Annotated in this window: 20 protein-coding genes and 1 pseudogene; 15 read left to right on the top strand and 6 right to left on the bottom strand. The window is 73.6% G+C overall.

The features are described 5' to 3' along the window. Positions 1-654 precede the first annotated feature (654 nt). Together F8R89_RS36620 and mycP are read left to right on the top strand one after the other, a co-directional pair. The gene (locus tag F8R89_RS36620) at positions 655-2,211 is read left to right on the top strand and encodes a hypothetical protein (protein WP_225994344.1); all 1,557 of its coding nucleotides are present in this window, start codon (positions 655-657) and stop codon (positions 2,209-2,211) included. Beyond that, entirely contained in the window at positions 2,208-3,464 is a 1,257-nt protein-coding gene (gene mycP / locus F8R89_RS07025; protein WP_151783142.1) for a type VII secretion-associated serine protease mycosin, read from the top strand. The genes F8R89_RS36620 and mycP overlap by 4 nt, the downstream gene beginning before the upstream one ends. 3 nt (positions 3,465-3,467) lie before the next feature. Here the strand turns inward: mycP and F8R89_RS07020 are convergent, their stop codons facing one another. After that, positions 3,468-4,403: a serine hydrolase gene (locus F8R89_RS07020; protein ID WP_151783141.1), complete on the bottom strand. Its 936-nt coding sequence runs from the start codon at positions 4,401-4,403 to the stop codon at positions 3,468-3,470. Positions 4,404-4,552: 149 nt separating this feature from the next. On the opposite strand from F8R89_RS07020, the gene F8R89_RS07015 reads away from it, so the two are divergent. Then, positions 4,553-5,281 (top strand): SseB family protein, encoded by a 729-nt coding sequence (locus F8R89_RS07015; RefSeq protein ID WP_151783140.1) that lies wholly within the window; start codon positions 4,553-4,555, stop codon positions 5,279-5,281. A gap of 17 nt (positions 5,282-5,298) precedes the next feature. On the opposite strand, the gene F8R89_RS07010 is transcribed toward F8R89_RS07015, so the two are convergent. Continuing rightward, positions 5,299-5,676 (bottom strand): DUF1844 domain-containing protein, encoded by a 378-nt coding sequence (locus F8R89_RS07010; protein ID WP_062671993.1) that lies wholly within the window; start codon positions 5,674-5,676, stop codon positions 5,299-5,301. Positions 5,677-6,011: 335 nt separating this feature from the next. On the opposite strand from F8R89_RS07010, the pseudogene infC reads away from it, so the two are divergent. From infC to F8R89_RS06955, 10 genes and pseudogenes are all read left to right on the top strand, one after another. Beyond that, positions 6,012-6,693: pseudogene (infC, locus tag F8R89_RS07000) on the top strand (translation initiation factor IF-3). Positions 6,694-6,802: 109 nt separating this feature from the next. Then, positions 6,803-6,997 carry a 50S ribosomal protein L35 gene (gene rpmI, locus F8R89_RS06995; RefSeq protein ID WP_004933563.1) on the top strand — a complete coding sequence of 65 codons (195 nt, stop codon included), beginning with the start codon at positions 6,803-6,805 and terminating at the stop codon, positions 6,995-6,997. Positions 6,998-7,099: 102 nt separating this feature from the next. Beyond that, complete coding sequence (rplT, locus tag F8R89_RS06990; protein WP_006141703.1) at positions 7,100-7,483, top strand: 50S ribosomal protein L20; 384 nt, start codon at positions 7,100-7,102, stop codon at positions 7,481-7,483. A gap of 185 nt (positions 7,484-7,668) precedes the next feature. After that, positions 7,669-8,517, top strand: a complete 849-nt coding sequence (locus tag F8R89_RS06985) for a TrmH family RNA methyltransferase (protein WP_151783139.1) — start codon at positions 7,669-7,671, stop codon at positions 8,515-8,517. A 53-nt stretch (positions 8,518-8,570) separates the two neighbouring features. Then, complete coding sequence (locus tag F8R89_RS06980; RefSeq protein WP_151783138.1) at positions 8,571-9,695, top strand: ATP-binding protein; 1,125 nt, start codon at positions 8,571-8,573, stop codon at positions 9,693-9,695. Between the two features lie 146 nt (positions 9,696-9,841). Then, the gene (pheS, locus tag F8R89_RS06975; protein ID WP_151783137.1) at positions 9,842-10,963 is read left to right on the top strand and encodes a phenylalanine--tRNA ligase subunit alpha; all 1,122 of its coding nucleotides are present in this window, start codon (positions 9,842-9,844) and stop codon (positions 10,961-10,963) included. Next, the gene (gene pheT, locus F8R89_RS06970) at positions 10,963-13,476 is read left to right on the top strand and encodes a phenylalanine--tRNA ligase subunit beta (RefSeq protein WP_151783136.1); all 2,514 of its coding nucleotides are present in this window, start codon (positions 10,963-10,965) and stop codon (positions 13,474-13,476) included. The genes pheS and pheT overlap by 1 nt, the downstream gene beginning before the upstream one ends. 175 nt (positions 13,477-13,651) lie before the next feature. Then, positions 13,652-14,674 (top strand): PP2C family protein-serine/threonine phosphatase, encoded by a 1,023-nt coding sequence (locus F8R89_RS06965; RefSeq protein ID WP_151783135.1) that lies wholly within the window; start codon positions 13,652-13,654, stop codon positions 14,672-14,674. A gap of 253 nt (positions 14,675-14,927) precedes the next feature. Then, a complete protein-coding gene (locus F8R89_RS06960) occupies positions 14,928-16,268 on the top strand; it encodes a transcriptional regulator (protein ID WP_151783134.1) in 1,341 nt (446 codons plus the stop codon). A 76-nt stretch (positions 16,269-16,344) separates the two neighbouring features. Further along, positions 16,345-16,908, top strand: a complete 564-nt coding sequence (locus tag F8R89_RS06955; RefSeq protein WP_151783133.1) for an NUDIX hydrolase — start codon at positions 16,345-16,347, stop codon at positions 16,906-16,908. A gap of 7 nt (positions 16,909-16,915) precedes the next feature. Here F8R89_RS06955 and F8R89_RS06950 read toward each other — a convergent pair whose 3' ends face one another. After that, the gene (locus F8R89_RS06950) at positions 16,916-17,173 is read right to left on the bottom strand and encodes a hypothetical protein (protein WP_151783132.1); all 258 of its coding nucleotides are present in this window, start codon (positions 17,171-17,173) and stop codon (positions 16,916-16,918) included. A 192-nt stretch (positions 17,174-17,365) separates the two neighbouring features. Then, a complete protein-coding gene (locus tag F8R89_RS06945) occupies positions 17,366-18,238 on the bottom strand; it encodes a 3-hydroxybutyryl-CoA dehydrogenase (protein ID WP_318841293.1) in 873 nt (290 codons plus the stop codon). Between the two features lie 200 nt (positions 18,239-18,438). Between F8R89_RS06945 and F8R89_RS06940 the strand changes: the two genes are divergently transcribed. Beyond that, positions 18,439-19,701 carry a glycoside hydrolase family 10 protein gene (locus tag F8R89_RS06940; protein ID WP_151783131.1) on the top strand — a complete coding sequence of 421 codons (1,263 nt, stop codon included), beginning with the start codon at positions 18,439-18,441 and terminating at the stop codon, positions 19,699-19,701. Positions 19,702-19,738: 37 nt separating this feature from the next. Here the strand turns inward: F8R89_RS06940 and F8R89_RS06935 are convergent, their stop codons facing one another. Together F8R89_RS06935 and F8R89_RS06930 are read right to left on the bottom strand one after the other, a co-directional pair. Beyond that, on the bottom strand, positions 19,739-19,939 hold the full coding sequence (locus F8R89_RS06935; RefSeq protein WP_151783130.1) for a DUF1918 domain-containing protein: 201 nt from the start codon (positions 19,937-19,939) through the stop codon (positions 19,739-19,741). Between the two features lie 94 nt (positions 19,940-20,033). Beyond that, a complete protein-coding gene (locus F8R89_RS06930) occupies positions 20,034-20,978 on the bottom strand; it encodes a DMT family transporter (RefSeq protein ID WP_151783129.1) in 945 nt (314 codons plus the stop codon). Between F8R89_RS06930 and F8R89_RS06925 the strand changes: the two genes are divergently transcribed. Continuing rightward, a complete protein-coding gene (locus F8R89_RS06925; protein WP_151783128.1) occupies positions 20,977-22,419 on the top strand; it encodes a PLP-dependent aminotransferase family protein in 1,443 nt (480 codons plus the stop codon). The two genes, F8R89_RS06930 and F8R89_RS06925, sit on opposite strands and share 2 nt — an antisense overlap. Positions 22,420-22,454 lie beyond the last annotated feature (35 nt).

The following is a 22,454-nucleotide window of genomic DNA, read 5'->3' as shown; positions in this document are numbered from 1 at the left end:
CCGCCCCCGCGGAGCCCGCTCCACCAGCCCCCGACGACCGCCGGCGCGGAGCCTCGCGCCACGACACCGCCGACCGGCCACCCGAGCGCGTCTGCGGCCACCTCCGGCGTCGGTACGCCGCCGTCCCCGGGCCCCGAGCGCCGGGATGCCTCGTCGGCCAGCGGCTACCCGAGTGCGCCCGCGCGGCCTGCGTCCGCCTCCGGCACGCCGTCGCCTGCCGGTTCCGAGCGCCGGGACGCCCCGCCGGCCGGCGGTTACCCGAGTGGGCCCGCGCCGTCTCCGTCCGCCTCCTCCGGCACCGGTACGCCGTCGTCTGTGGGCCCCGAGCGCCGGGATGCCTCGCCGGCCGGCGGTTACCCGAGCGCGCCTGCGCGGCCTGCGTCCGCCTCCGGTACGCCGTCGCCTGCCGGTACCGAGCGCCGGGACGCCTCGCCGGCCAGCGGCTACCCGAGTGCGCCTGCGTCGTCTCCGTCCGCCTCCGCCGGCACCGGTACACCGTCGTCAGGGGGCCCCGAGCGCCGGGACGGCAACGCGGCGACCGGCTACCCGAGTACCGCCGCGCGCCGGGACGCTTCGTCGGCCGGCGGCTACCCGAGCGCACCCGCGCAGTCTCCGTCCCACCCCGACCCGTCCCGCCGTAGCGCCGGTGTCCCGTTGCCCGCCGAGGCCACGGGCCGGGACGCCTCGCCGGCCGCCGGACACCGAGGTCCGTCCGCGCAGGCGCCGTCCGGCACGTCCCGCCGTGGCGCCGACACGACGACTCCCGCTGCGCCCGAGCGCCGGGACCCCTTGCCGACCGGCCCCTACGAGGGCACGCCCGCGCAGTCCGCGGCATCCGGCGCCGGCATCCCCTCGCCCGCAGGGACCGACCGCCGGGGCGGCGACGCGGCGAGCGGCTACCCGAGTACGGCCGCCCGTCGGGACGCTTCGCGGAACGCCGGGTACCACAGCGCGCCCGCGCAGTCCCCGTCCGGCACCCCCCGCCGTAGCGCCGACACGACGACGCCTGCCGGTGCCGAGCGCCGGGACACCCCGCCGGCCGGCGGTTACCCGAGTGCGCCCGCCCGCCCGGACGCTCCGTCCGCGCCCGCCCGCCCCACCACGGCACCTCCCGCCCCCGGCCACGCCCCCCGCCCCCCGGCGCCCCGGCAGCCCGAGTCGGCCGCCTCGCCTCGTCGTGCACCGGCCGAGACGTCCGCCGAGACCACCTTCCGGCTGCGGCCCGTGCCCAGCGAACCGGCCGCCGGAGGCACCGGCGCGCCGCCCGTGCCGCCGCGCAGCCCGTCGGCCTCGCCCCCGCCGCCGCGCACCTCCTCCGCCTCGACCGGGGCGCCGTTCGCGCCCGACCCCTCGCTCTCGTGGAACGCGCCGACGCCGCCGCCCCCCGGCCGGCCCGTCGTGTCGTTCGGGGAGCCCGAGGGATACGACGAGCGGGCCCGGCCCCGCCCCCTCGGGCTGCGGATCCGGCCCAGGATGGCGCTGGCAGCCGCCTGTGTCGTCCTCGGTCTCGGACTCATCGGCGGCGCCCTGACCGGGAGCTGGCTGGTCGGGGAGCCCGGGGACGACGGAGCGCAGGGCACCTTCGCCGCGGCCGGGACCCTGTGGCACAGCATCCCCGTCGACCAGTTGTTCCCGCCCACCGTCGACGGCAAGGGCGCCGGCCCCGGCGGCGCGGACCGGACCTGGACGCGGATCGCCGTGGCCCCCGACACCGGCTGCGCGAACGCCTTCGACCCGCTGCTGCGCAAGGCCCTCTCCCCGGCCGGCTGCCGCCGCCTGCTGCGCGCCACCTACATCGACGCCACCCAGAGCCATGTCACCACCGTCGGCCTGCTGTTCACCAAGGCCGACGCGGCGACCATGCGCGCGCTCGACGCCCGCTTCACCCGGGACGGCCTCGACCGCCGCGCCGACCTGGTCCCGCGCCCCTACGCTCCCAAGGGCACCCTGGCCGCCGGCTTCGGCGACGCGCAGCGGGCCGCCTGGACCGTCTCCGTGCTCACCGACGCGCCCGTCGTCGTCTACGCCGTCTCCGGCTGGGCCGACGACCGCGTGGTCGCCCGGCCCGAGCCCGCCGAGCAGGCCATGGCCGCCGGCGCCACCTCCGCCGTGGCCCAGGCCGGACTCGGCCACGAGGCGCGCGGCCTCGCCGACCGCGTCGAGCGCACCCTGCGCAGAAACGTCGGCCCGTCCGCGGAGCCCTCGTCATGACCGCCCCCGCCCCAGCCGCCGTGAACAAACCGGCGCCCACCGCCGTGACCAGAAGCGTGAAGACCTTCCCGACCCGGCGCCCGGCCCGCCGCACCACCGCCCCCCTCGCGGCCCTGCTCGGCGCCTGCCTGGCCGTCCTGCCCGCCACCACCGCGCACGCCGACTCCATACGGGCCCAGCAGTGGGCCCTGGAGGCCATGCACACCCAGGAGGCCTGGCGCACCACCAAGGGCGCCGGCGTCACCGTCGCCGTCCTCGACACCGGCGTCGACGACGACCACCCCGACCTCAAGGACAACGTCCTCACCGGCAAGGACATGGTCGGCTTCGGCGCCGAGCGCGGCGACCGCCCCTGGGCCCGGCACGGCACCGCGATGGCCGGCATCATCGCCGGTCACGGACATGGCCAGGGCAACGGCGACGGCGTCCTGGGCATCGCCCCGGAAGCGAAGATCCTCCCGGTGCGCGTCATCCTCGAGGACGGCGACCCGGCCCGCGCCAAGGCCCGCAACACCCGTGGCAACGCCCTCGCCGAGGGCATCCGCTGGGCCGCCGACCACGGCGCCGACGTCATCAACCTCTCGCTCGGCGACGACTCCAAGTCCGCCCACCCCGAGGCCGGCGAGGACGAGGCCGTCCAGTACGCGCTGCGCAAGGGCGCCGTCGTCGTCGCCTCGGCGGGCAACGGCGGCGAGAAGGGCGACCACATCTCCTACCCGGCCGCCTACCCGGGCGTCATCGCCGCGACCGCCGTCGACCGCTACGGCACCCGCGCCTCCTTCTCCACCCGCCGCTGGTACGCCACCGTCAGCGCGCCCGGCGACAAGGTCGTCATCGCCGACCCCGACCGCAAGTACTACGAGGGCTGGGGCACCAGCGCGGCAGCCGCCTTCGTCTCCGGCGCGGTCGCCCTGATCAAGGCCGCCCACCCGTCGCTCACCCCGGCCCAGATCAAGAGGCTCCTGGAGGACACCGCCCGCAACGCCCCAGCCTCCGGCCGCGACGACTCCCGCGGCTACGGCTTCGTCGACCCGGCCGCGGCCCTCACCGAGGCCGCCCGGACGAAGCCGCAGCAGCTCAAGCCGGTCGCGCACAGCGAGGAGTACTTCGGCGCGGGCCCCGACGCGGCCACCTCCGACGACGGCCCGGCCGGCTGGACGGCCTGGCTCGCGGGCGGCACCGGAGTCGTCCTGCTCGGCGCGGCCGTCGCGATCTGGCGCGGGCGGCGCGGCAGGTTCGGCCTCGGCGCGTAGCGCTCACGCGGAGCCGCCGCTCCCGGAGAACACCGACACCGCGGCCACCGCCGCCGCCTCCACCACGGAGATCCCGCCCGCCTGGGTCGTATGGCCGTCCGACAGCACGGCCACCAGCAGCTCACGGTCCCCGGACGTCACCCGCCCGACGCTGTTGACGTCCCACAGCCCGGTGGCCGTCCGCGGCAGCCAGCCGTTCTTCAGTGCCCATCCGGAGCCGTCGGCCGCCGCCGACACACCCCAGCGCTGCCCCTCCGCGATCCGGCCCATCAGCTCCCGCACATACGTCCGTGACGCCGGGCGCAGCTCCGAGTCGTCCCCGAACACCTGCCGCAGCAGCCGCAACCGGTCGGCGGCCGTGGTGCGGGTCAGCCCCCACAGCATGCCGTCGCCACCCTCGGTCCCCGTGAGGCCGAACCGCTCGTTCGCGGCGTCGAGCCCGGCGGCCCCGCCGATCGCCCGCCACAGCCGGGACGCGGAGGCGTTGTCGCTGTGCCCGATCATCGCGGCCGCGTCCGCCCGTTCCCCGGCCGTCAGCCCCCGCCCCGCGTCCTGGGCGCGCAGCAGCAGCGCGCACAGGATGTCGACCTTGACGACGCTCGCCGTGTCGAAGGCGCCCTTCCCGTACGTGGCGCTCTCGCCGGACGCCAGGTCCAGCATCCCGACCGACAGCCGGGCCCCGTCCGGGACGTCGACCGCCCGCAGGGCACGCGCCAGCACCGCGTCACGGTCCACCGTCGGCCGTGCCACCCGCTCCACCGAAGCCTCCTCACCCGCCGGCGGCTCGGCGGACCCGGACACCGGCGCGGACGACGACGATACGGTCCCGCCCGCCCGGTGCGTCCGGGACGACCCGCAGAACGTGCCGCCGAGGACGACGGCGGCGGCGAGAGCCCCGCACAGCAGCGGGCGGGCACGGCGGGACGCGGAGGACTCCATGGCCGCGATCGTGGGCGCCCCACCTGAGCGGGCCGTTAGCCGTACGTCAGAGCCTTGTAAGAAAAGCCGGCACCGCCGAGCCGTGCGTCACACGGGGGTTTCCGGGCCCGCACAAGCGCAGCAGCATCCCCCCGATAGGGTCGGTGACCGTGGCGAACAAGAACATTCCCGACTCCCCCTTCTCCGACGACGACGGCACAGCCGACCCCGCGCTGAGCGCCGCGCTCGCCGCCTGGGCCGAGGACCGCTCCGCCGAGGGCCCGGTCCTGTCGGCGCTCAGGGAGGCCCGCCTGCTCGTCCCGGTCGTGGCCGTGCTCGGCGAGGTGGAGGAGGACGAGAACGGGCTGCGCCGGGAGAAGACGAGCGACATGGCCGTCCCGACCCTGAAGGCCGGGAACCGCACCGCGCTGCCCGCGTTCACCTCCACCGAGTCCCTCGCCCGCTGGGACCCGGCCGCCCGCCCGGTCGCGGTGCCGCTGCGCTCGGCCCTGGAGGCCGCCGCGCACGAGAAGGCGGACACGATCGTCCTGGACCTGGCCGGTCCGGTGCCCTTCGAGGTGACCGGCCGCTCCCTGCTGGCGCTGGCCGAGGGCCGCACGAGCACGGACCCGCTGGCCGACCCGGCCGTACGGGACGCCGTCCGGGCCGTCGTGGCCGCCGAGCCCGCCGTGCTGCGCGCCCACCTGGGTCCGGGCCGGGCCGACGGCACCCTGGCCCTCGTGATCGACGCGGCCGAGCCCGCGGAGGCGGCGCGGTCGGTCGCCGCGCGGCTGGCCGCCGACGAGACGCTGAGGGCCCGCCTGGTGCGCGGCCTCGACCTGGCACTGCTGCCGGCCGGGACCATGCCGCCGGGCGAGCCCCTGTACGTACGCGGATGACCTGAGGGCGGTACGGCTCAGCCGTAGACGGCGCCGGTGTACTTCTCGCCGGGGCCCTTGCCCGGCTCGTCGGGGACGACGGACGCCTCGCGGAAGGCGAGCTGCAGCGACTTCAGGCCGTCGCGCAGCGGGGCGGCGTGGAAGGAGCTGATCTCGGTCGTGCTCGCGTCCAGCAGGCCGGCGAGGGCGTGGATCAGCTTGCGGGCCTCGTCGAGGTCCTTGTACTTGTCGCCCTCCTCGGTCAGACCGAGCTTCACGGCGGCCGCGCTCATCAGGTTGACCGCGACCGTCACGATCACCTCGACCGCCGGCACCTCGGCGATGTCGCGGGTCATGGCGTCGAAGTCGGTGGAGCCGGAGGTCTCGGGGCTGTCCGAGGGGGAGGTGTCACTCATGCCCCACACGATAGGCCCCGGTGCGGGCCGGTTCGCGCCGCCCCCGGGTTGCTGCTAACCTTGTGTAACGACCGGCTGGAGACTCATGTCACCAGCCCACAAGTGGAGGCTCCGATCTCCCACCTGACCGTCCCCCGGGACGGCGGGTCACCCCGGTCAGGCGGCCACCATCGTTCCGTACGGACGATGGAGCCGCCCGAATCGCGCCCCGCGGCATCGCGGCGGTGCTCCGGAAGTGCTTGGAGCCCCGCCTGTGATCGTCCGGGGCATTTTTTGTGCTTCGGCGCGGTTAGGTCTGTCTAACAGAGACATACGCGACGGTCCGCCAGACCGCCGTGTGGTGCTAACCGAGGAGGATCCATCAGCGCCGAGCCCCGCATCAACGACCGGATTCGCGTTCCCGAGGTGCGACTTGTCGGTCCCAGTGGCGAGCAGGTGGGCATCGTCCCGCTGGCCAAGGCACTGGAGCTTGCGCAGGAGTACGACCTGGACCTGGTCGAGGTCGCGGCGAACGCCCGTCCGCCCGTGTGCAAGCTCATGGACTACGGGAAGTTCAAGTACGAGTCGGCCATGAAGGCCCGTGAGGCGCGTAAGAACCAGGCGCACACGGTCATCAAGGAGATGAAGCTCCGGCCGAAGATCGACCCGCACGACTATGACACCAAGAAGGGTCACGTCGTCCGGTTCCTCAAGCAGGGCGACAAGGTCAAGATCACGATCATGTTCCGTGGTCGCGAGCAGTCCCGGCCCGAGCTGGGCTACCGACTGCTGCAGCGTCTCGCGGAGGACGTCCAGGACCTCGGTTTCGTCGAGTCGAACCCGAAGCAGGACGGCCGAAACATGATCATGGTTCTCGGTCCGCACAAGAAGAAGACCGAGGCGATGGCCGAGGCCCGCCAGGCGCAGGAAGCCCGCAAGGCGGACGCGAAGGCCAACCCCGGCAAGTCGCAGAACGCCGCGGAGACCGAGAACGCCGTGGAGTCCGAGGCTCCTGCCGAGGCCTCCGCCGAGGCGTGATCCCGGGGGACACCGTCCCCAGGACATAACCGACAAACGAGCGACGCTCCACCGTGCCCGGTTTCACGACCGGGCATCGGAGCGCCACCCACGAGGAGAGAACGGCGCTATGCCGAAGAACAAGTCGCACAGCGGTGCCAGCAAGCGCTTCAAGGTCACCGGCTCCGGCAAGGTGCTCCGTGAGCGCGCCGGCAAGCGCCACCTGCTCGAGCACAAGTCGTCCCGCGTGACGCGTCGCCTCACCGGCAACGCCGAGATGGCCCCGGGCGACGCCGCGAAGATCAAGAAGCTTCTCGGCAAGTGACGTTCGCGGCGCTCCGCCTGAGCGCCGTACGTCTGGACCGGGACCCCATCGATTCCGGGCCGTGTGAGTCCAACCACGGCCCCGCTACAAGGAGTTAAACAAGTGGCACGCGTCAAGCGGGCAGTCAACGCCCACAAGAAGCGCCGGGCGATCCTCGAGCAGGCCTCCGGCTACCGCGGTCAGCGTTCGCGCCTGTACCGCAAGGCCAAGGAGCAGGTCACCCACTCGCTGGTCTACAACTACAACGACCGCAAGAAGCGCAAGGGTGACTTCCGCCAGCTGTGGATCCAGCGCATCAACGCCGCTGCCCGCGCGAACGGCATCACGTACAACCGCTTCATCCAGGGTCTGAAGGCCGCGAACGTCGAGGTCGACCGCAAGATCCTGGCCGAGCTGGCCGTCAACGACGCCAACGCGTTCGCCGCGCTCGTCGAGGTCGCCCAGAAGGCGCTCCCGAGCGACGTCAACGCCCCCAAGGCGGCCTGACGCCGCGCTGGCTCTGAGCCGACGTGACCGGACCCGCAGGCTGTGACGCCTGCGGGTCCTGTCGTTGCCGTCCGGTCCTGTCGGTCCTCGGGTGCCGGCACGTCGTGGCCGGTCGCGCAGTTCCCCGCGCCCCTGAGGGGCGCGCCCGTACCCGGCGTCGACTACTTGTGAAGGTGAAGAAACGCATGCGCCCCCCAGCCCCCGAGCTGATCTCCCCCCGTTCGCAGCGCGTGCTCGCCGCACGGCGTCTGGCGAAGCGGAACTTCCGGGGCAAGGAGCGGCTGTTCCTGGCCGAGGGGCCGCAGGCCGTGCGGGAGGCCGCCGCGCACGACGACACGCTCGTCGAACTGTTCGCCACCGTCGAGGCGGCCGAGCGGTACGCCGACATCATCGGCGAGGCACGGACCGCCGGCGCCCGGGTGCACCTGGCCGACGAGCAGGTCATCGCCGACATCTCGACCACGGTGACGCCCCAGGGGCTCGTCGGCGTCTGCCGGTTCGTCGACACCCCCTTCGAGGACATCCTCGCCGCCCGGCCCAAGCTGGTCGCCGTCCTCGCCCACGTCCGCGACCCCGGGAACGCCGGGACCGTGCTGCGCTGCGCCGACGCCGCGGGCGCCGAGGCCGTCGTCCTCACCGACGCCTCCGTCGACCTCTACAACCCCAAGGCCGTACGGGCCTCCGTCGGCTCCCTGTTCCATCTGCCGGTCGCCGTCGGCGTACCCGTGGAGCGGGCCGTGGCCGGACTCAAGGACGCCGGGGTGCGGGTCCTCGCCGCCGACGGCGCGGGCGCCCACGACCTCGACGCCGAACTCGACGAGGACACCATGGGCGGGCCCACCGCCTGGGTGTTCGGCAACGAGGCATGGGGGCTCCCGGAGGAGACCCGCGCGCTGGCGGACGCCGTCGTGCGCGTCCCCATCCACGGAAAGGCCGAGAGTCTGAACCTCGCCACCGCCGCGGCCGTATGTCTCTACGCGTCGGCCCGTGCACAGCGCGCCTCCGGAGGGTGCCGCTCCGTCACCGAGAGCTAGTAGGGTGACCAGCTCGGGGGCCCCTCAGCCGTCGTGAGAGGTGGGGTACGGGGATGAGTGTCGGCACGAGCAGCGCACCGGGGACACCACAGGTGCGGACGCCTGCCGAGGACACCGCCGGGCTCGGCATCGACCCGGACGACCTGCCCGACGGCCTCGTCGTCGCCGACGAGCACGGGCACGTGATCTGCTTCAACGCCGCCGCCGAACGCATCACCGCCGTCCCGGCGGTCGCCGCCCTCGGGCAGCGCCTGGAGACCGCCCTGCCGCTCGAGGACCTGGAGGGCCGGCGCTGGTGGCAGCTGACCGACCCCTACGGCGGCCTCGCCATCCGCCGCAGGCAGCCCGAGCGCAATCTGCTGCTGCCCGGCGGCCGCGAGGTGCTGGTCGCCGCCCGCTACGTCCGCGCCGAACCGGCCGGCCCCGTCCGCCGGGTCGTCGTCTCGCTGCGCGACACCGAGGCCCGCCGCCGCACCGAGCGCAGCCACGCCGAGCTGATCGCGACCGTCGCGCACGAGCTGCGCTCGCCGCTGACCTCCGTCAAGGGCTTCACCGCGACCCTGCTCGCCAAGTGGGCACGCTTCACCGACGACCAGAAGCGGCTCATGCTGGAGACCGTCGACGCCGACGCCGACCGGGTCACCCGGCTCATCGCCGAACTGCTCGACATCTCCCGGATCGACAGCGGCCGCCTCGAGGTGCGCCGCCAGCCCGTCGACATCGGCGCGGCCGTCGGACGGCACATCCAGGCGTACGTCGCCGCCGGGCAGCCCGCCGACCGGTTCCTGCTCCGCGTCGAGCAGCCGCTGCCCGCCCTGTGGGCCGACCCCGACAAGATCGACCAGGTGCTCAGCAACCTCATCGAAAATGCCGTGCGCCACGGCGACGGAACGGTCACCATCGACATCACGGCCTCGCCGTCCCCCCGCGAGGGAGAGGACACCGGCACGTCGGTCACCGTGAGCGACGAAGGCCCCGGCATCCCGGAGGAGTCCATGAACCGCGTCTTCACCCGCTTCTGGCGGGGCAGCAAGCGCGGTGGCACCGGCCTCGGGCTCTACATCGTCAAGGGCATCGTCGAAGCCCACGGCGGCACCATCACGGTCGGGCGCGCCCCCGGGGGCGGCGCACGGTTCCGATTTACGTTGCCCGTGGCGGCACCGGCCTACCTCACCTGAGAGCCGGACCGGCCCCCACGGGCGCATTCGCTCACCTCAACCCCGTTAGACTCGGCCTTTGGCACCTTTGTGTCCCCATGACCGAGACGAGATGTCCGCGAGTCGGTACGGGGCCATCCGCCAGCCAACCGGAAGCACGGGAAGAGATGTCGGCACCGAACAAGTCGTACGACCCTGTCGAGGTCGAGGCACTGAAACCAGAAGAGATCGAGCGCATGCGGGACGAGGCGCTCGCCGCCTTCGCCGCCGCGGACTCCCTCGACGCGCTCCAGGAGGCCAAGACCGCCCACACCGGCGGCGCCTCCCCGCTGGCCCTCGCCAACCGCGAGATCGGCGCCCTGCCCCCGCACGCCAAGGCCGACGCCGGGAAGCGCGTGGGCCAGGCCCGCGGCGCGGTGAACAAGGCGCTCGCCGCCCGCCAGGCCGAGCTGGAGGCCGAGCGCGACCAGCGCGTGCTGGTCGAGGAGGCCGTGGACGTCACGCTGCCCCACGACCGCGTGCCGGCCGGCGCCCGCCACCCGCTCACCACCCTGTCGGAGCGCATCGAGGACATCTTCGTGGCCATGGGCTACGAGGTCGCCGAGGGCCCGCAGGTCGAGGCGGAGTGGTTCAACTTCGACGCCCTGAACATCGGCCCGGACCACCCGGCCCGCGGCGAGGCCGACACGTTCTTCGTGCAGGGCCCCGACGGCGGCGCCGACTCCGGCGTGGTGCTGCGCACCCACACCTCGCCCGTGCAGATCCGCTCCCTGCTCGACCGCGAGCTGCCGGTGTACGTGATCTGCCCCGGCCGCGTGTACCGCACCGACGAGCTGGACGCCACGCACACCCCGGTCTTCCACCAGGTCGAGCTGCTCGCCGTGGACGAGGGCCTGACGATGTCGGACCTCAAGGGCACCCTGGACCACATGGTCCAGTCGCTGTTCGGCGAGGGTATGAAGACCCGGCTGCGGCCCAACTTCTTCCCCTTCACCGAGCCGAGCGCCGAGATGGACATGCTCTGCTACGTCTGCAAGGGCGCGTCGGTGGGCAACCCCGACCGGCCCTGCCGCACCTGCTCGTCCGAGGGCTGGATCGAGCTCGGCGGCTGCGGCATGGTCAACCCGCGGGTGCTCACCGCCTGCGGCGTCGACCCGGAGAAGTACAGCGGCTTCGCCTTCGGGTTCGGCATCGAGCGGATGCTGATGTTCCGCCACAACGTCGAGGACATGCGAGACATGGTCGAGGGTGACGTCCGGTTCACCCGGCCGTTCGGGATGGAGATCTGATGCGGGTCCCGCTTTCTTGGCTGCGGGAGTACGTCGACCTGCCGGCCACCGAGACCGGCCGCGACGTGCAGGCCAAGCTCATTTCGGCCGGCCTGGAGGTCGAAACCGTCGAACAGCTCGGCGCCGACCTCAAGGGCCCGCTGGTCGTCGGCCAGGTGCTGACCATCGAGGAGCTGGAGGGCTTCAAGAAGCCGATCCGCTTCTGCACCGTCGACGTCGGCCAGGCCAACGGCACCGGTGAGCCCCAGGAGATCGTCTGCGGCGCCCGGAACTTCGCGGTCGGCGACAAGGTCGTCGTGGTCCTCCCCGGCGCCACGCTGCCCGGCGGCTTCTCCATCAGCGCCCGCAAGACCTACGGCAAGGTCTCGCACGGCATGATCTGCTCCAGCGACGAGCTGGGCATGGGCGACGACGGCACCCACGGCATCATCGTGCTGCCGCCGGAGACCGAGGTCGGCAAGGACGCCATCGAGCTGCTCGAACTCGTCGACGAGGTTCTGGACATCGCCGTCACCGCCAACCGCGGCGACTGCCTGTCCATCCGCGGCGTCGCCCGCGAGACCGCCATCGCCTACGGCCTGCCGCTGCGCGACCCGGCGCTGCTCGACGTGCCCGGCCCCAACGCCTTCGGCTACCCCGTGAAGGTCTCGGACCCCCTCGGCTGCGACCGCTTCACCGCCCGCACCGTGACCGGTGTGAGCCCCGAGGCGCGCTCGCCGATCTGGCTCCAGCGCCGGCTGCAGAAGGTCGGCATGCGCCCGATCTCGCTCGCCGTCGACATCACCAACTACGTGATGATGGAGCTCGGCCAGCCGCTGCACGCCTACGACCGGAGCCGCGTCCAGGGCACCATCGGCGTGCGCCGGGCCGAGGAGGGCGAGAAGCTCGTCACCCTCGACGGCGTCGAGCGCACCCTCCACTCCGAGGACCTGGTCATCACCGACGAGCGCGGCCCCATCGGCCTCGCCGGAGTGATGGGCGGCGCCAACACGGAGATCGCCGACCACGACGACGTCGAGAACGCGTCCACCGAGATCGTCATCGAGGCCGCCCACTTCGACCAGGTGTCGATCGCCCGGACGGCCCGTCGGCACAAGCTGTCCTCCGAGGCGTCCCGGCGCTTCGAGCGCGGCGTCGACCCGGCCGCCGCCGCGGCGGCCGCGCAGCGCACCGTCGACCTGCTGGTGCTGCTCGCGGGCGGCACCGCCGAGGCCGGTGTCACCGAGGTCGTCACGCCGTCCGCGCCGCACACCATCACGGCCCCCGCCGACCACCCCGACAAGGTCGCGGGCGTCGAGTACGGCCGCGAGACCGTCGTACGCCGGCTGCAGCAGATCGGCTGCGACGTGTACGGGCAGGACGAGCTGATCGTCACCGTGCCGTCCTGGCGGCCCGACCTGCTGGAGCCGAACGACCTCGCCGAGGAGGTCATCCGGCTGGAGGGCTACGAGAACCTGCCCTCCACGCTGCCGAAGCCGCCGTCCGGCCGCGGTCTCACCGCCCGCCAGCGGCTGCACCGCCGGGTCGGCCGCGCGCTGGCCGGCGCCGGCTTCGTCGAGGCGCCGAACTACCCGTTCGTCAGCGAGCAGATCTTCGACCAGCTCGGCCTGGAGGCCGACGACCCGGCCCGCCGGGTGGTCAAGCTCGTCAACCCGCTCAACGACGAGGAGCCCGCGCTGCGCACGTCGCTGCTGCCGGGTCTGCTCGCCGCGCTGCGGCGCAACGACGGACGCGGCACGCACGACCTCGCGCTGTTCGAGACCGGCCTGGTCTTCCAGCCGCGCGACGGGCAGGCCGCGGCCGGGCACCTGCCGGTGGACCGGCGCCCGACCGACGAGGAGCTCGCCGCGCTGGACGCCGTGCTGCCCGAGCAGCCCCGGCACGTGGCCGCCGTCCTCGCCGGTGCCCGCGAGCAGGCCGGCTGGTGGGGCCCCGGGCGTCCCGCCGGATGGGCCGACGCCGTCGAGGCCGCGCGTCTCGTCGCCCGTGAGGCGGGGGCCGCGCTGACGGTCCGCTCCGGGCAGTACGGGCCGTGGCACCCGGGCCGCTGCGCCGACCTGGTGATCACCGTGGACGGGGCGGAGCGGGTCATCGGTCACGCCGGTGAGCTGCACCCGCGGGTCGTGAAGGCGCTGGGTCTGCCCGCGCGCACCTGCGCGATGGAGCTGGACCTGGACGCCCTGGAGCAGGTCGGCGACGACACGCCCCAGGCGCCCAGCATCTCGACGTTCCCCGTCGCCACGCAGGACGTCGCCCTCGTCGTCGACAAGCCGGTCCCGGCCGCCGAGGTCGAGGCCGCGCTGCGCGAAGGCGCCGGTGAACTGCTGGAGGCCATCCGGCTGTTCGACGTGTACGAGAACGAGGAGCAGCTCGGCGACGGCAAGAAGTCGCTGGCGTACGCCCTGCGTTTCCGCGCCGGCGACCGGACACTGACCGTGGACGAGGCGTCGGCCGCGCGGGACGCCGCGGTGGCCCTCGCGGGCGAGCGGACCGGAGCGGTGCTGCGGGGTTAGAGCCCCGGGGCGGCCCCCTCGCGTCCCCGGTGGACGCCAGGGGGTCACCTCACTCGATAGGGTGATCTCCCCGGGCGATCTCGTCGTTCCGGGGCATCTGCCGACAGAATCGGACCGGCCTTTCGAGGCCGGTCCGATTCTGCGTCGTCAGGGCCTTTCCTGGGGGGCCATCGGCATGTTCCGCATCAAGGCTCGGCTTCCCCGCGCAGCGCCCGCCGTAGGGCTCCCCGCGGCCTGGGGCGCCACGGTGCTCGCCTACGAACTCACCTGTCCGGCCGCGCACCGCGAAGGACTGTGCGCCCGCGTCGTCTCCGGCGCCGTCCTCCTCGCCGTGGGCGCCGGCCTCCTCCTGCACTCCCGGCGCACCCTGCAGCGGGAACTGCGCCGGGCCCGGACCGTCGCCGGCGCCGCGCAGAGCGTGCTGCTGCGCCCGCCGCCCGCCCGCGTCGCCGGGGTGCGGGTCGCCGCCGCCCAGCTGTCCGCCGACCGGGGCGCCCGGGTCGGCGGCGACCTGTACGAGGTCGCCGCCACCGACCACGGCGTACGCGTGCTCATCGGGGACGTCCGCGGGCACGGCATCGGCGCCCTGGGCACCGTGGCGGCCGTCCTCGGCAGCTTCCGCGAGGCCGCTCACGACGAGCCCGACCTCGGCGGGGTGCTGCGCCGGCTCGACCGGGCCATGGCCCGGCACCTGGGCGAGCGGCCCCACGACGAACCCGTGGAGGACTTCGTCACCGCGCTGCTCCTGGAGATCCGCCCGGACGGCGAACTCGTCGCCCTCAACTGCGGGCACCCCTGGCCCTTTCTGCTGGGCGACGGCGGCGTCGAGCCCCTGGCACGGGCCGACCCGCTCCCTCCCGTCGGCCCGTTCCCGCTCCCGGGCGACCTGGTCCCCGTGCGGTGCGGCGCGTTCCTGCCGGGCGACGTGCTCGTCCTGTACACGGACGGTGTCGAGGACGCACGGGACGCCGCCGGCCGGTTCTTTCCGCTCCCCACGATCCTGGCCGGACTGGCGGGACGTCCTCCGGCCGCTCCCGAGACCACGCTGCGCCTCCTGTTCTCCGCGCTCCTGCGGCACACCCGGGGCCGCCCGGCGGACGACGTCGCCCTCGTCGTCCTGGCCAACGACCGGGCGCGCGTGACCTGCGGCCCCCTCGTGGCACGGACCTCCGACACGGGCGGCTCCGCCGCACCCTGACCGGCCGTCGGCGCGCCGTCCGCCCCGCCACGGAGTGTCGGGCAGGCAGCCGGGCGGACGGCGCGGAAGCGGGCCGCCGCACTGTACGAGGGGGAGCCGGCGGCCCGGCCGGCCTCTTGCGAGGCATTTCAGTCAACCGGTACGAAACTCTCCGCGACAGCGCGCGCACCCTACGGATTCGCGCACTCCGTTCACACCCCGTGTGAACCGGTTCGCACTAGTCTGTCGGCACCGAGCCACCCGGGGGGCATCCATGCAGCCCAACACTCTGCTCGACGCGATCCTCGACGAGGCGGGGATCTCGCACGCGGGGCTGGCCGCACATGTGAACCAGGCGGGACGGGCGCGCGGGCTCGCCCTGAGATACGAACACACGGCCGTCGCACGGTGGTTGAAGGGACAGCGGCCCCGCGGCCAGGTCCCGGACCTGATCTGCGAGGTGCTCGCCGCGCGGCTGCACCGCACGGTCACCCTCGACGACATCGGGCTCGGCGTGCCGGGCGAGCAGTCGGCCGCGCACACCACCTCGCTGTCCGGCTTCGTCGAGCGGGCCACCGCGCTGTGGCGCTCCGACGAGCAGCAGCGCCCGCACATCCTGGGCGCCCCCGCGGTCACCGGCACGCCCGCCGTCATGCCCGTGTGGGAGTGGGAGAACCCGCCCGAGGACGTCGACGTGTCACGGGGCGGGCGGCACCGGGTCACCGCCGCCGACATCGAGATGCTGCGGTCCGCGCGCGCCCACTACGAGCAGATGTACCGCAAGGCGGGCGGCATGGCGACACGCACCCGGATCGTCGGCTTCCTCAACGCCGAGGCCGCCCCACTGCTGCGCGGCAGCTACACCGACGCGACGGGCCGTCAGCTGCACCGCGCCACCGGCGGACTGGTCGCCATCGCCGGGATCTGCGCCTACGACTCGGACGCGCACGGGCTGGCACAGCGCTACTTCCACCAGGCGCTGCGGCTGGCCAAGGCCAGCGGGGACCGGGGACTGGGCGCCTATGTGATCGCGCTGCTCGTCAACCAGGCGCTGTTCATGCGGGAGTTCCGGCAGGCGGTCGCCTTCGCCGAGGCCGCGCTGCGGGCCGCCGGCAAGCACATCACCCCGGCGCTCGCCTCGGATCTGTACGCGATGCAGGCGAAGGCGTACGCCCACCTCGGGGACGGCACGAGCGCGTTGTCCTGCATCCGGCGTGCCGAGCAGGCCGCCGAACGCATCCGGCGCGGCTACGAACCCGACGAGACGGGCTATGTCCAGCCCGGCCTCGTCAACGTCCAGGTGGCGGAGGCACTGCTGAGCCTCGGGGAGGTCGCGGCCGCGCGGGAGCACGCTGCGGCGGCCGTGGACAACCCCGCGCACGACCGGGGCCGGGTGCACCGGCTGGCCATGCTCAGCACGATCGAGCTGCGCCAGGGCAACGCGGACAAGGCGGTGGCCATCGCCGTGCAGATGGCCGAGCAGGCGCGCGGAATGGAGTCGCAGCGGCTGCGCGACAGACTCCGGGCGGTGCGCGAACACCTGGTGCGCAGCGGTTGCGCGGGGACCTTCGAGGCCGCGGCACTCATCGACGGGGCGCTGCGCGTACCGCTCTAGACCTCGCCCGCTCTCCGGAACAACTTCGGGTCGCTGCTGCGATATTGCCACTTACTCGACGGAAGGTGGCAGAACCGTGCAGTGGACGAAACAGAACGAACAAACTGTGTATGAAAACCGCTGGTTCACCGTCAACCTGGCAGACGTGGAGCTGCCCGACGGCCGGCACCTGGACCACTTCCTCATACGGCTGCGGCCGGTCGCGGTGGCCACCGTGGTCAACGAGGCCAACGAGGTCCTCCTGCTGTGGCGCCATCGCTTCATCACCGACAGCTGGGGGTGGGAACTCGCGGCGGGCGTCGTCGAGGACGGTGAGGACATCGCCCGCGCGGCCGCCCGGGAACTGGAGGAGGAGACCGGCTGGCGGCCGGGACCCCTGCACCACCTGATGAGCGTGGAGCCCTCCAACGGGCTCACCGACGCCCGGCACCACATCTACTGGGCCGAGGAGGGAGAGTACGTCGGGCATCCGGTGGACGACTTCGAGTCGGACCGCCGGGAGTGGGTCCCCCTCAAGCTCGTTCCCGACATGGTCGCCCGGGGGGAGGTCCCGGCCGCCAACATGGCGGCCGCGTTACTGCTGCTGCACCATCTCCGGCTGGGGCAGGACGTCCTCGGCCGGCGCGCGGGCCTGCCCTAGAACGCCCTCAGCGTCCGACGGCCTGCCAGACCGCCACGATCAGGGCGCCCACGGCGACGAGGGCGGCGACCGCGGGCAGCGGCCAGCGCGCGTGTTCCAGCGTCGTGATCCGGGAGTCCAGCTCGTCCAGCTCCTTGGCGCTCTCCTCGGTGCGGTGTGTCAGCAGAGTCAGCCCGCCCTCCACGCGGGCGTAGGCGACGTCGAGCCGGCGTCGTAACTCTGCGAGTTCCCCCTGAACGGCGGGATGCTCGGGATCGGCGGTCACGTGTCCGCTCCTTTCCGCAGTGGTCTTCCATCCCTGGCATGCGCAGCAAAGTGAACTCGCCTGGTGGACGCGTGGGGAGCGTGTGCGAACGGCATATGCGGGCCCGGCGCGCACACCGGGTGCGAACGCCGCGAGCCCGGCACCTTTTCGGTGCCGGGCTCACGCGTGCGGCCGGAATCTGACCGTCGGTAATCAGCCGTAGGCGTAGAAGCCCGAGCCGGTCTTCCGGCCCAGCCGGCCCGCGTCGACCATGCGCTGCAGCAGCGGGGGAGCGGCGTACAGCGGCTCCTTGTACTCGTCGTACATGCTCTGCGCCACGGACGCGACGGTGTCCAGGCCGATCAGGTCGGACAGCTTCAGCGGGCCCATCGGGTGGGCGCAGCCCATCTCCATGCCGTTGTCGATGTCCTCACGGCTGGCGATGCCGGTCTCGAACATCCGGATCGCGGAGAGCAGATACGGGATGAGGAGGGCGTTCACCACGAAGCCCGAGCGGTCCTGGGCGCGGATGGCGTGCTTGCCGAGCAGCTTCTCGGCGAAGTTCTGCGCGCGGGCGATCGTGCCCTCGGAGGTGGTGAGCGCGGGGATCAGCTCGACGAGCTTCTGCACCGGCGCCGGGTTGAAGAAGTGGACGCCGATGACCTGGTCGGGGCGTGAGGTGGCGACGGCCAGCTTCACCAGCGGGATCGAGGAGGTGTTGGAGGCGAGGATCGCGTCCGGCCGGGTCACGACCTGGTCGAGCACCTGGAAGATCTCCGTCTTCACCTGCTCGTTCTCGACGACGGCCTCGATCACCAGGTCCCGGTCGGAGAACTCGCCGAGGTCGGTGGTGAAGGACAGCCGGGCCACGGTGGCGTCCCGCTCCTCCTCGCTGATCTTGCCGCGCTCGGCGGCCTTGGCCAGGGAGTTGAGCAGCCGGGTGCGGCCGATCTCCAGGGCCTCGCCGGTGGTCTCGGCGACCTTCACGTCCAGGCCGGAGCGGGCGCAGACCTCGGCGATGCCCGCCCCCATCTGGCCGCAGCCCACGACACCGACGCGTGCAATATCTCCGGAGATGCCGGTCACATCGTCCCCTTCGCTGATCCACGACTGCGGCAGGTCCGCCGTTGTTCGGCGCCTGCTCCAAAAGGGCACGTTACCTTCGGCGCAGCTTGATCGATCGTTCGGGTGCCTCATGAAAGGCTGACGCCGGACCGGTCCCGTTCGTCCGGATCGGTCCCGATACGGGGGTCCTTGGCCGCGTCACCACGGGAGGTACGAAGACGATGCTGCACCGGAAGTCACCGCTGTCACGACGGGCGTTCACGGTCACCGCCCTGTCGGCCCTCGTGGCGTCGGGCGGCGCCCTGTCGGCGGGGACCGCCGTCGCGGACGGGCCCGGCCGTGACCGACGCCACGCCGGCCAGGAGATGCGCGGGATGTGGCTGGCCACCGTGGCGAACCGCGACTGGCCGTCCCGGCAGGGCCTGACCGCACGGCAGCAGCGCACCGAACTCCTCGCCCATCTGGACACGGCGGTGAAGCGCCGCCTCAACACGGTGATCTTCCAGGTGCGGCCCACGGCGGACGCCCTGTGGCCGTCACCGCACGAGCCCTGGTCGCAGGTCCTCACCGGCACCCAGGGCCGCGACCCCGGCTGGGACCCGCTGGGCACCGCCGTCACCGAGGCCCACAAGCGCGGACTGCAGCTGCACGCCTGGTTCAACCCGTACCGCGTCGCCAACCACGGCGACCTCGGTCGGCTCCTCGCCTCCCATCCCGCCCGGCAGAACCCGGACTGGGTGGTGCCGTACGGCGGCCGGCTCTACTACAACCCCGGGCTGCCGGAGGTCCGGGCGTTCGTGCAGCGGGCCATGCTCGACGCCGTCGAGCGGTACGCGGTCGACGGCGTTCACTTCGACGACTACTTCTACCCGTACCCGGTCGCTGGGCAGTCCTTCGACGACGACGACGCCTACGACGCGTACGGCGGTGCCTTCCCGGTCCGGGCGGCGTGGCGGCGGGACAACATCGACAAGCTGATCAAGGAGATGGCGGCGGCCGTCGAACGGATCAGGCCCACCACGCAGTTCGGGGTGAGCCCCTTCGGGGTGTGGCGCAACGCCGCCACCGACTCCCGGGGCTCCGACACCCGCGCCGGCGTGCAGACGTACGACGATCTGCACGCGGACACCCGGACCTGGGTGCGCGAGGGCTGGATCGACTACATCTGCCCGCAGCTCTACTGGAACATCGGGCTGGCCGCCGCCGACTACGCGAAGCTCGTGCCGTGGTGGGCGTCGGTGGCGAAGGGCAGCAGGACGCGGCTGTACCTCGGGGAGGCGCTGTACAAGGCGGGCGACCCGGCGCAGCCCGCCGCCTGGCAGGACCCGGCGGAGCTGTCACGGCATCTGACGCTCGCCAAGAAGCACGCACAGGTGCGCGGTCATGTCTTCTTCGCCGCCAAGGAGGTCGCGGCGGACCCGATCGGGGCCGTCTCCCGCGTGGTCGCCGACCACTACGGGCAGACCGTGGCACCCCCGGTGTGACCGGCCCGGCCGGCTCGCGCCGGGCCGGCGCACACGGTCAGTGGGACATCTCCTCGTGACGGTGGCGGATCTCGGTGTCGGGGCCGGGGGAGCACAGCCCCTCGTGCCCGTCCTCGAAGCGGACGCGGTACGGGGGATTCCCCTCCGAGCCCAGGACCTCGACGATCTCGCCGGCCTTGTCGTGCTGTCCGACCACCCTGCCGTGCTGGACAAGCTGGTCGCCCACGGTTGCGCGCATAGGTTGGGCCTCCTCAGCAGATGCGGGAGCAGCGGTCCGTGGCCTTGAGTCTACGGCGCCAGGCGGGGACGGGAGGCGGGCCGGAACGGACCCGTCAGCCACGTGCCCGCTGGGTCACGGCGATACAGACGAGCACCGCCGCGGCCGTGAGGGGGGCGGCCACCGTCAGGTGCTCGCCCAGCAGGAGCACCGACCACACCAGTGTGAGCAGGGGCTGGGCCAGTTGCAACTGGCTGGCCTTCGGGATGCCGATGGCGGCCATCCCCCGGTACCAGACGACCAGCCCGAGGAACTGGGAGCCCGCCGCCACCCACAGCAGCCCGGTCACGCCGTGCCAGGTCCACTGCACCGGCTCGTGCGCCAGCGCCACCGCGGCGGCCGGCAGGCCCACCGGCAGGCACAGCACCAGCGCCCAGGCGATCACCTGCCAGCCCGGCATGGTCCGGGCCAGCCGGCCGCCCTCGGTGTAACCGGCCGCGCACACCAGCAGCGCCCCGAACAGGTACAGGTCGGCCGTGGTGAGGGCGCCGCCGCTCTGCTGGACGGTGAAGGCGACCACGGCGGCGGCGCCCGCGAGCGCCGCCAGCCAGAAGGTGCGCGACGGCCGGGTCCCGACCCGCAGCGCGGAGAACAGGGCCGTCGTCAGCGGCAGCAGACCGACGACCACGGCGGCGTGCGCGGTGGTGGACGACTGGAGCGCGAGCGTGGTGAGCAACGGGAACCCGAGGACCGTGCCCGCGGCGACCACCGCGAGCGCCGCCCAGTCGCGGCGGGCGGGGAGCGGCACGCGCAGCGCCAGCAGACAGCCGCCCGCGATCAGCGCGGCCAGCACGCTGCGCACGGCCACCAGCGACCAAGGGCCGAACCCCTCCAGGCCCCAGGCGGTGGCGGGGAAGGTCAGGGAGAAGGCCGCGACCCCGAGGCCGGCCTGCAGCGTGCCGCGGACGACCGGGGTGGTGGGAGCGGCGGGAGCGACCGGCGCGGCGGGGCCGCTGACTGCTATCGGGCTCGGCGCGGTAGCGCTATTCTCAGTCCTCATGCAAGAGCGTAGCAGTGTGGGCGAGCTGGCGAATCAGTTGCGACAGGAGCTTGACCGCTACTCTCCTGGTGGAAAGCTGCCATCGAGCAGAGCCCTGGTGGAACGCTTCCGGGTGAGCCCGGTGACCGTCTCCCGGGCCCTCGCCCAGCTGGCCGCCGAGGGACTCGTCGTCACCCGGCCCGGCGCCGGCGCCTTCCGCGCCGAACGGCCCGCGCCGGCCGCCGCCACCGGGGACACCTCCTGGCAGGAGGTGACGCTCAGCGCGGACAGCGCCACCGATCTCGTGCCGCGCTCGGTGGACGCCTCCGGGGTGCTGGTGTCGCTGGCCGCCCCCTCGCACGGCGTGATCGAGTTCAACGGCGGCTATCTGCACCCCTCGCTCCAGCCCGAACGCGCCATGGCCGCCGCGCTGTCCCGCGCCGGACGGCGGCCCGGCGCCTGGGGGCGCCCGCCGATGGAGGGCCTGCCCGAGCTGCGCGAGTGGTTCGCGCGCGGCATCGGCGGGCCGGGCGGCACGGTCACGGCCGCCGAAGTGCTGATCACCGCGGGCGGCCAGTCCGCCCTGACGACGGCCCTGAAGGCCCTCGCGCCTCCCGGGGCCCCGGTCCTCGTCGAGTCGCCCACCTACCCGGGCATGCTGGCGATCGCCCGCGCCGCAGGACTGCGCCCCGTCCCGGTGCCGGTCGACGCGGACGGTGTACGGCCCGCCCTGCTCGCGGACGCCTTCCGGGCCACCGGCGCCCGGGTGTTCGTGTGCCAGCCCCTGTTCCAGAACCCGACCGGCGCCCTGCTCGCGCCCGAGCGGCGCGGTGAGGTGCTGCGCATCGCGCGCGCGGCCGGCGCCTTCGTCGTCGAGGACGACTTCGTACGGCGGCTGGTGCACGAGGACGCCGGGCCGCTGCCGCGTCCGCTGGCCGCCGACGACCCCGACGGCGTCGTCGTCCACGTGTGCTCGCTGACCAAGGCGACCTCGCCGAGCTTCCGGGTGAGCGCGCTCGCCGCCCGGGGCCCGGTGCTGGAGCGGCTGCGCGCGATCCAGGTCGTCGACAGCTTCTTCGTGCCGCGGCCGCTGCAGGAGGCGGCGGTCGAACTGGTCGGCTCGCCCGCCTGGCCCCGGCATCTGCGCGCCGTCGCCGCCGAACTGCGGGCACGCCGGGACACCATGACCGCCGCCCTGCGCCTGTCCCTGCCCGAACTCGCCCTCCCGCACATCCCCTCCGGCGGCTACCACCTGTGGCCGCGCCTGCCCGACGGCACCGACGAGGCCGCCCTGACCACCGCCGCCCTGCGCGCCGGAGTCGCGATCACCCCGGGCCGCCCCTACTTCAGCGCCGAACCCCCGGCCCCGCACATCCGGTTGAGCTTCGCGGCCGTGGCCGGCGCGGGGGAGATCACCGAGGGCGTACGGCGCCTGCGGGCCGCCTGCGACGAGGTGCTGTGACCGCCGGGCGCCGGCCGCGTCCCACCTGATGAAAA

Origin of the sequence: Streptomyces sp. SS1-1 (genome assembly GCF_008973465.1) — a bacterium.
Lineage (GTDB): Bacteria > Actinomycetota > Actinomycetes > Streptomycetales > Streptomycetaceae > Streptomyces.
The sequence above is the reverse complement of the archived record's forward strand: the minus strand, read 5'-3'. Positions and strand labels throughout refer to the sequence as shown.

Coding starts and splice junctions, on each gene's coding strand:
- mycP (WP_151783142.1), top strand. CDS start 2,208: ATGACCGCCCCCGCCCCAGCCGCCGTGAACAAACCGGCGCCCACCGCC.
- F8R89_RS07020 (WP_151783141.1), bottom strand. CDS start 4,403: ATGGAGTCCTCCGCGTCCCGCCGTGCCCGCCCGCTGCTGTGCGGGGCT.
- F8R89_RS07010 (WP_062671993.1), bottom strand. CDS start 5,676: ATGAGTGACACCTCCCCCTCGGACAGCCCCGAGACCTCCGGCTCCACC.
- rpmI (WP_004933563.1), top strand. CDS start 6,803: ATGCCGAAGAACAAGTCGCACAGCGGTGCCAGCAAGCGCTTCAAGGTC.
- F8R89_RS06985 (WP_151783139.1), top strand. CDS start 7,669: ATGCGCCCCCCAGCCCCCGAGCTGATCTCCCCCCGTTCGCAGCGCGTG.
- F8R89_RS06980 (WP_151783138.1), top strand. CDS start 8,571: ATGAGTGTCGGCACGAGCAGCGCACCGGGGACACCACAGGTGCGGACG.
- pheS (WP_151783137.1), top strand. CDS start 9,842: ATGTCGGCACCGAACAAGTCGTACGACCCTGTCGAGGTCGAGGCACTG.
- pheT (WP_151783136.1), top strand. CDS start 10,963: ATGCGGGTCCCGCTTTCTTGGCTGCGGGAGTACGTCGACCTGCCGGCC.
- F8R89_RS06965 (WP_151783135.1), top strand. CDS start 13,652: ATGTTCCGCATCAAGGCTCGGCTTCCCCGCGCAGCGCCCGCCGTAGGG.
- F8R89_RS06960 (WP_151783134.1), top strand. CDS start 14,928: ATGCAGCCCAACACTCTGCTCGACGCGATCCTCGACGAGGCGGGGATC.
- F8R89_RS06940 (WP_151783131.1), top strand. CDS start 18,439: ATGCTGCACCGGAAGTCACCGCTGTCACGACGGGCGTTCACGGTCACC.
- F8R89_RS06935 (WP_151783130.1), bottom strand. CDS start 19,939: ATGCGCGCAACCGTGGGCGACCAGCTTGTCCAGCACGGCAGGGTGGTC.
- F8R89_RS06925 (WP_151783128.1), top strand. CDS start 20,977: ATGCAAGAGCGTAGCAGTGTGGGCGAGCTGGCGAATCAGTTGCGACAG.
- F8R89_RS06930 (WP_151783129.1), bottom strand. CDS start 20,978: ATGAGGACTGAGAATAGCGCTACCGCGCCGAGCCCGATAGCAGTCAGC.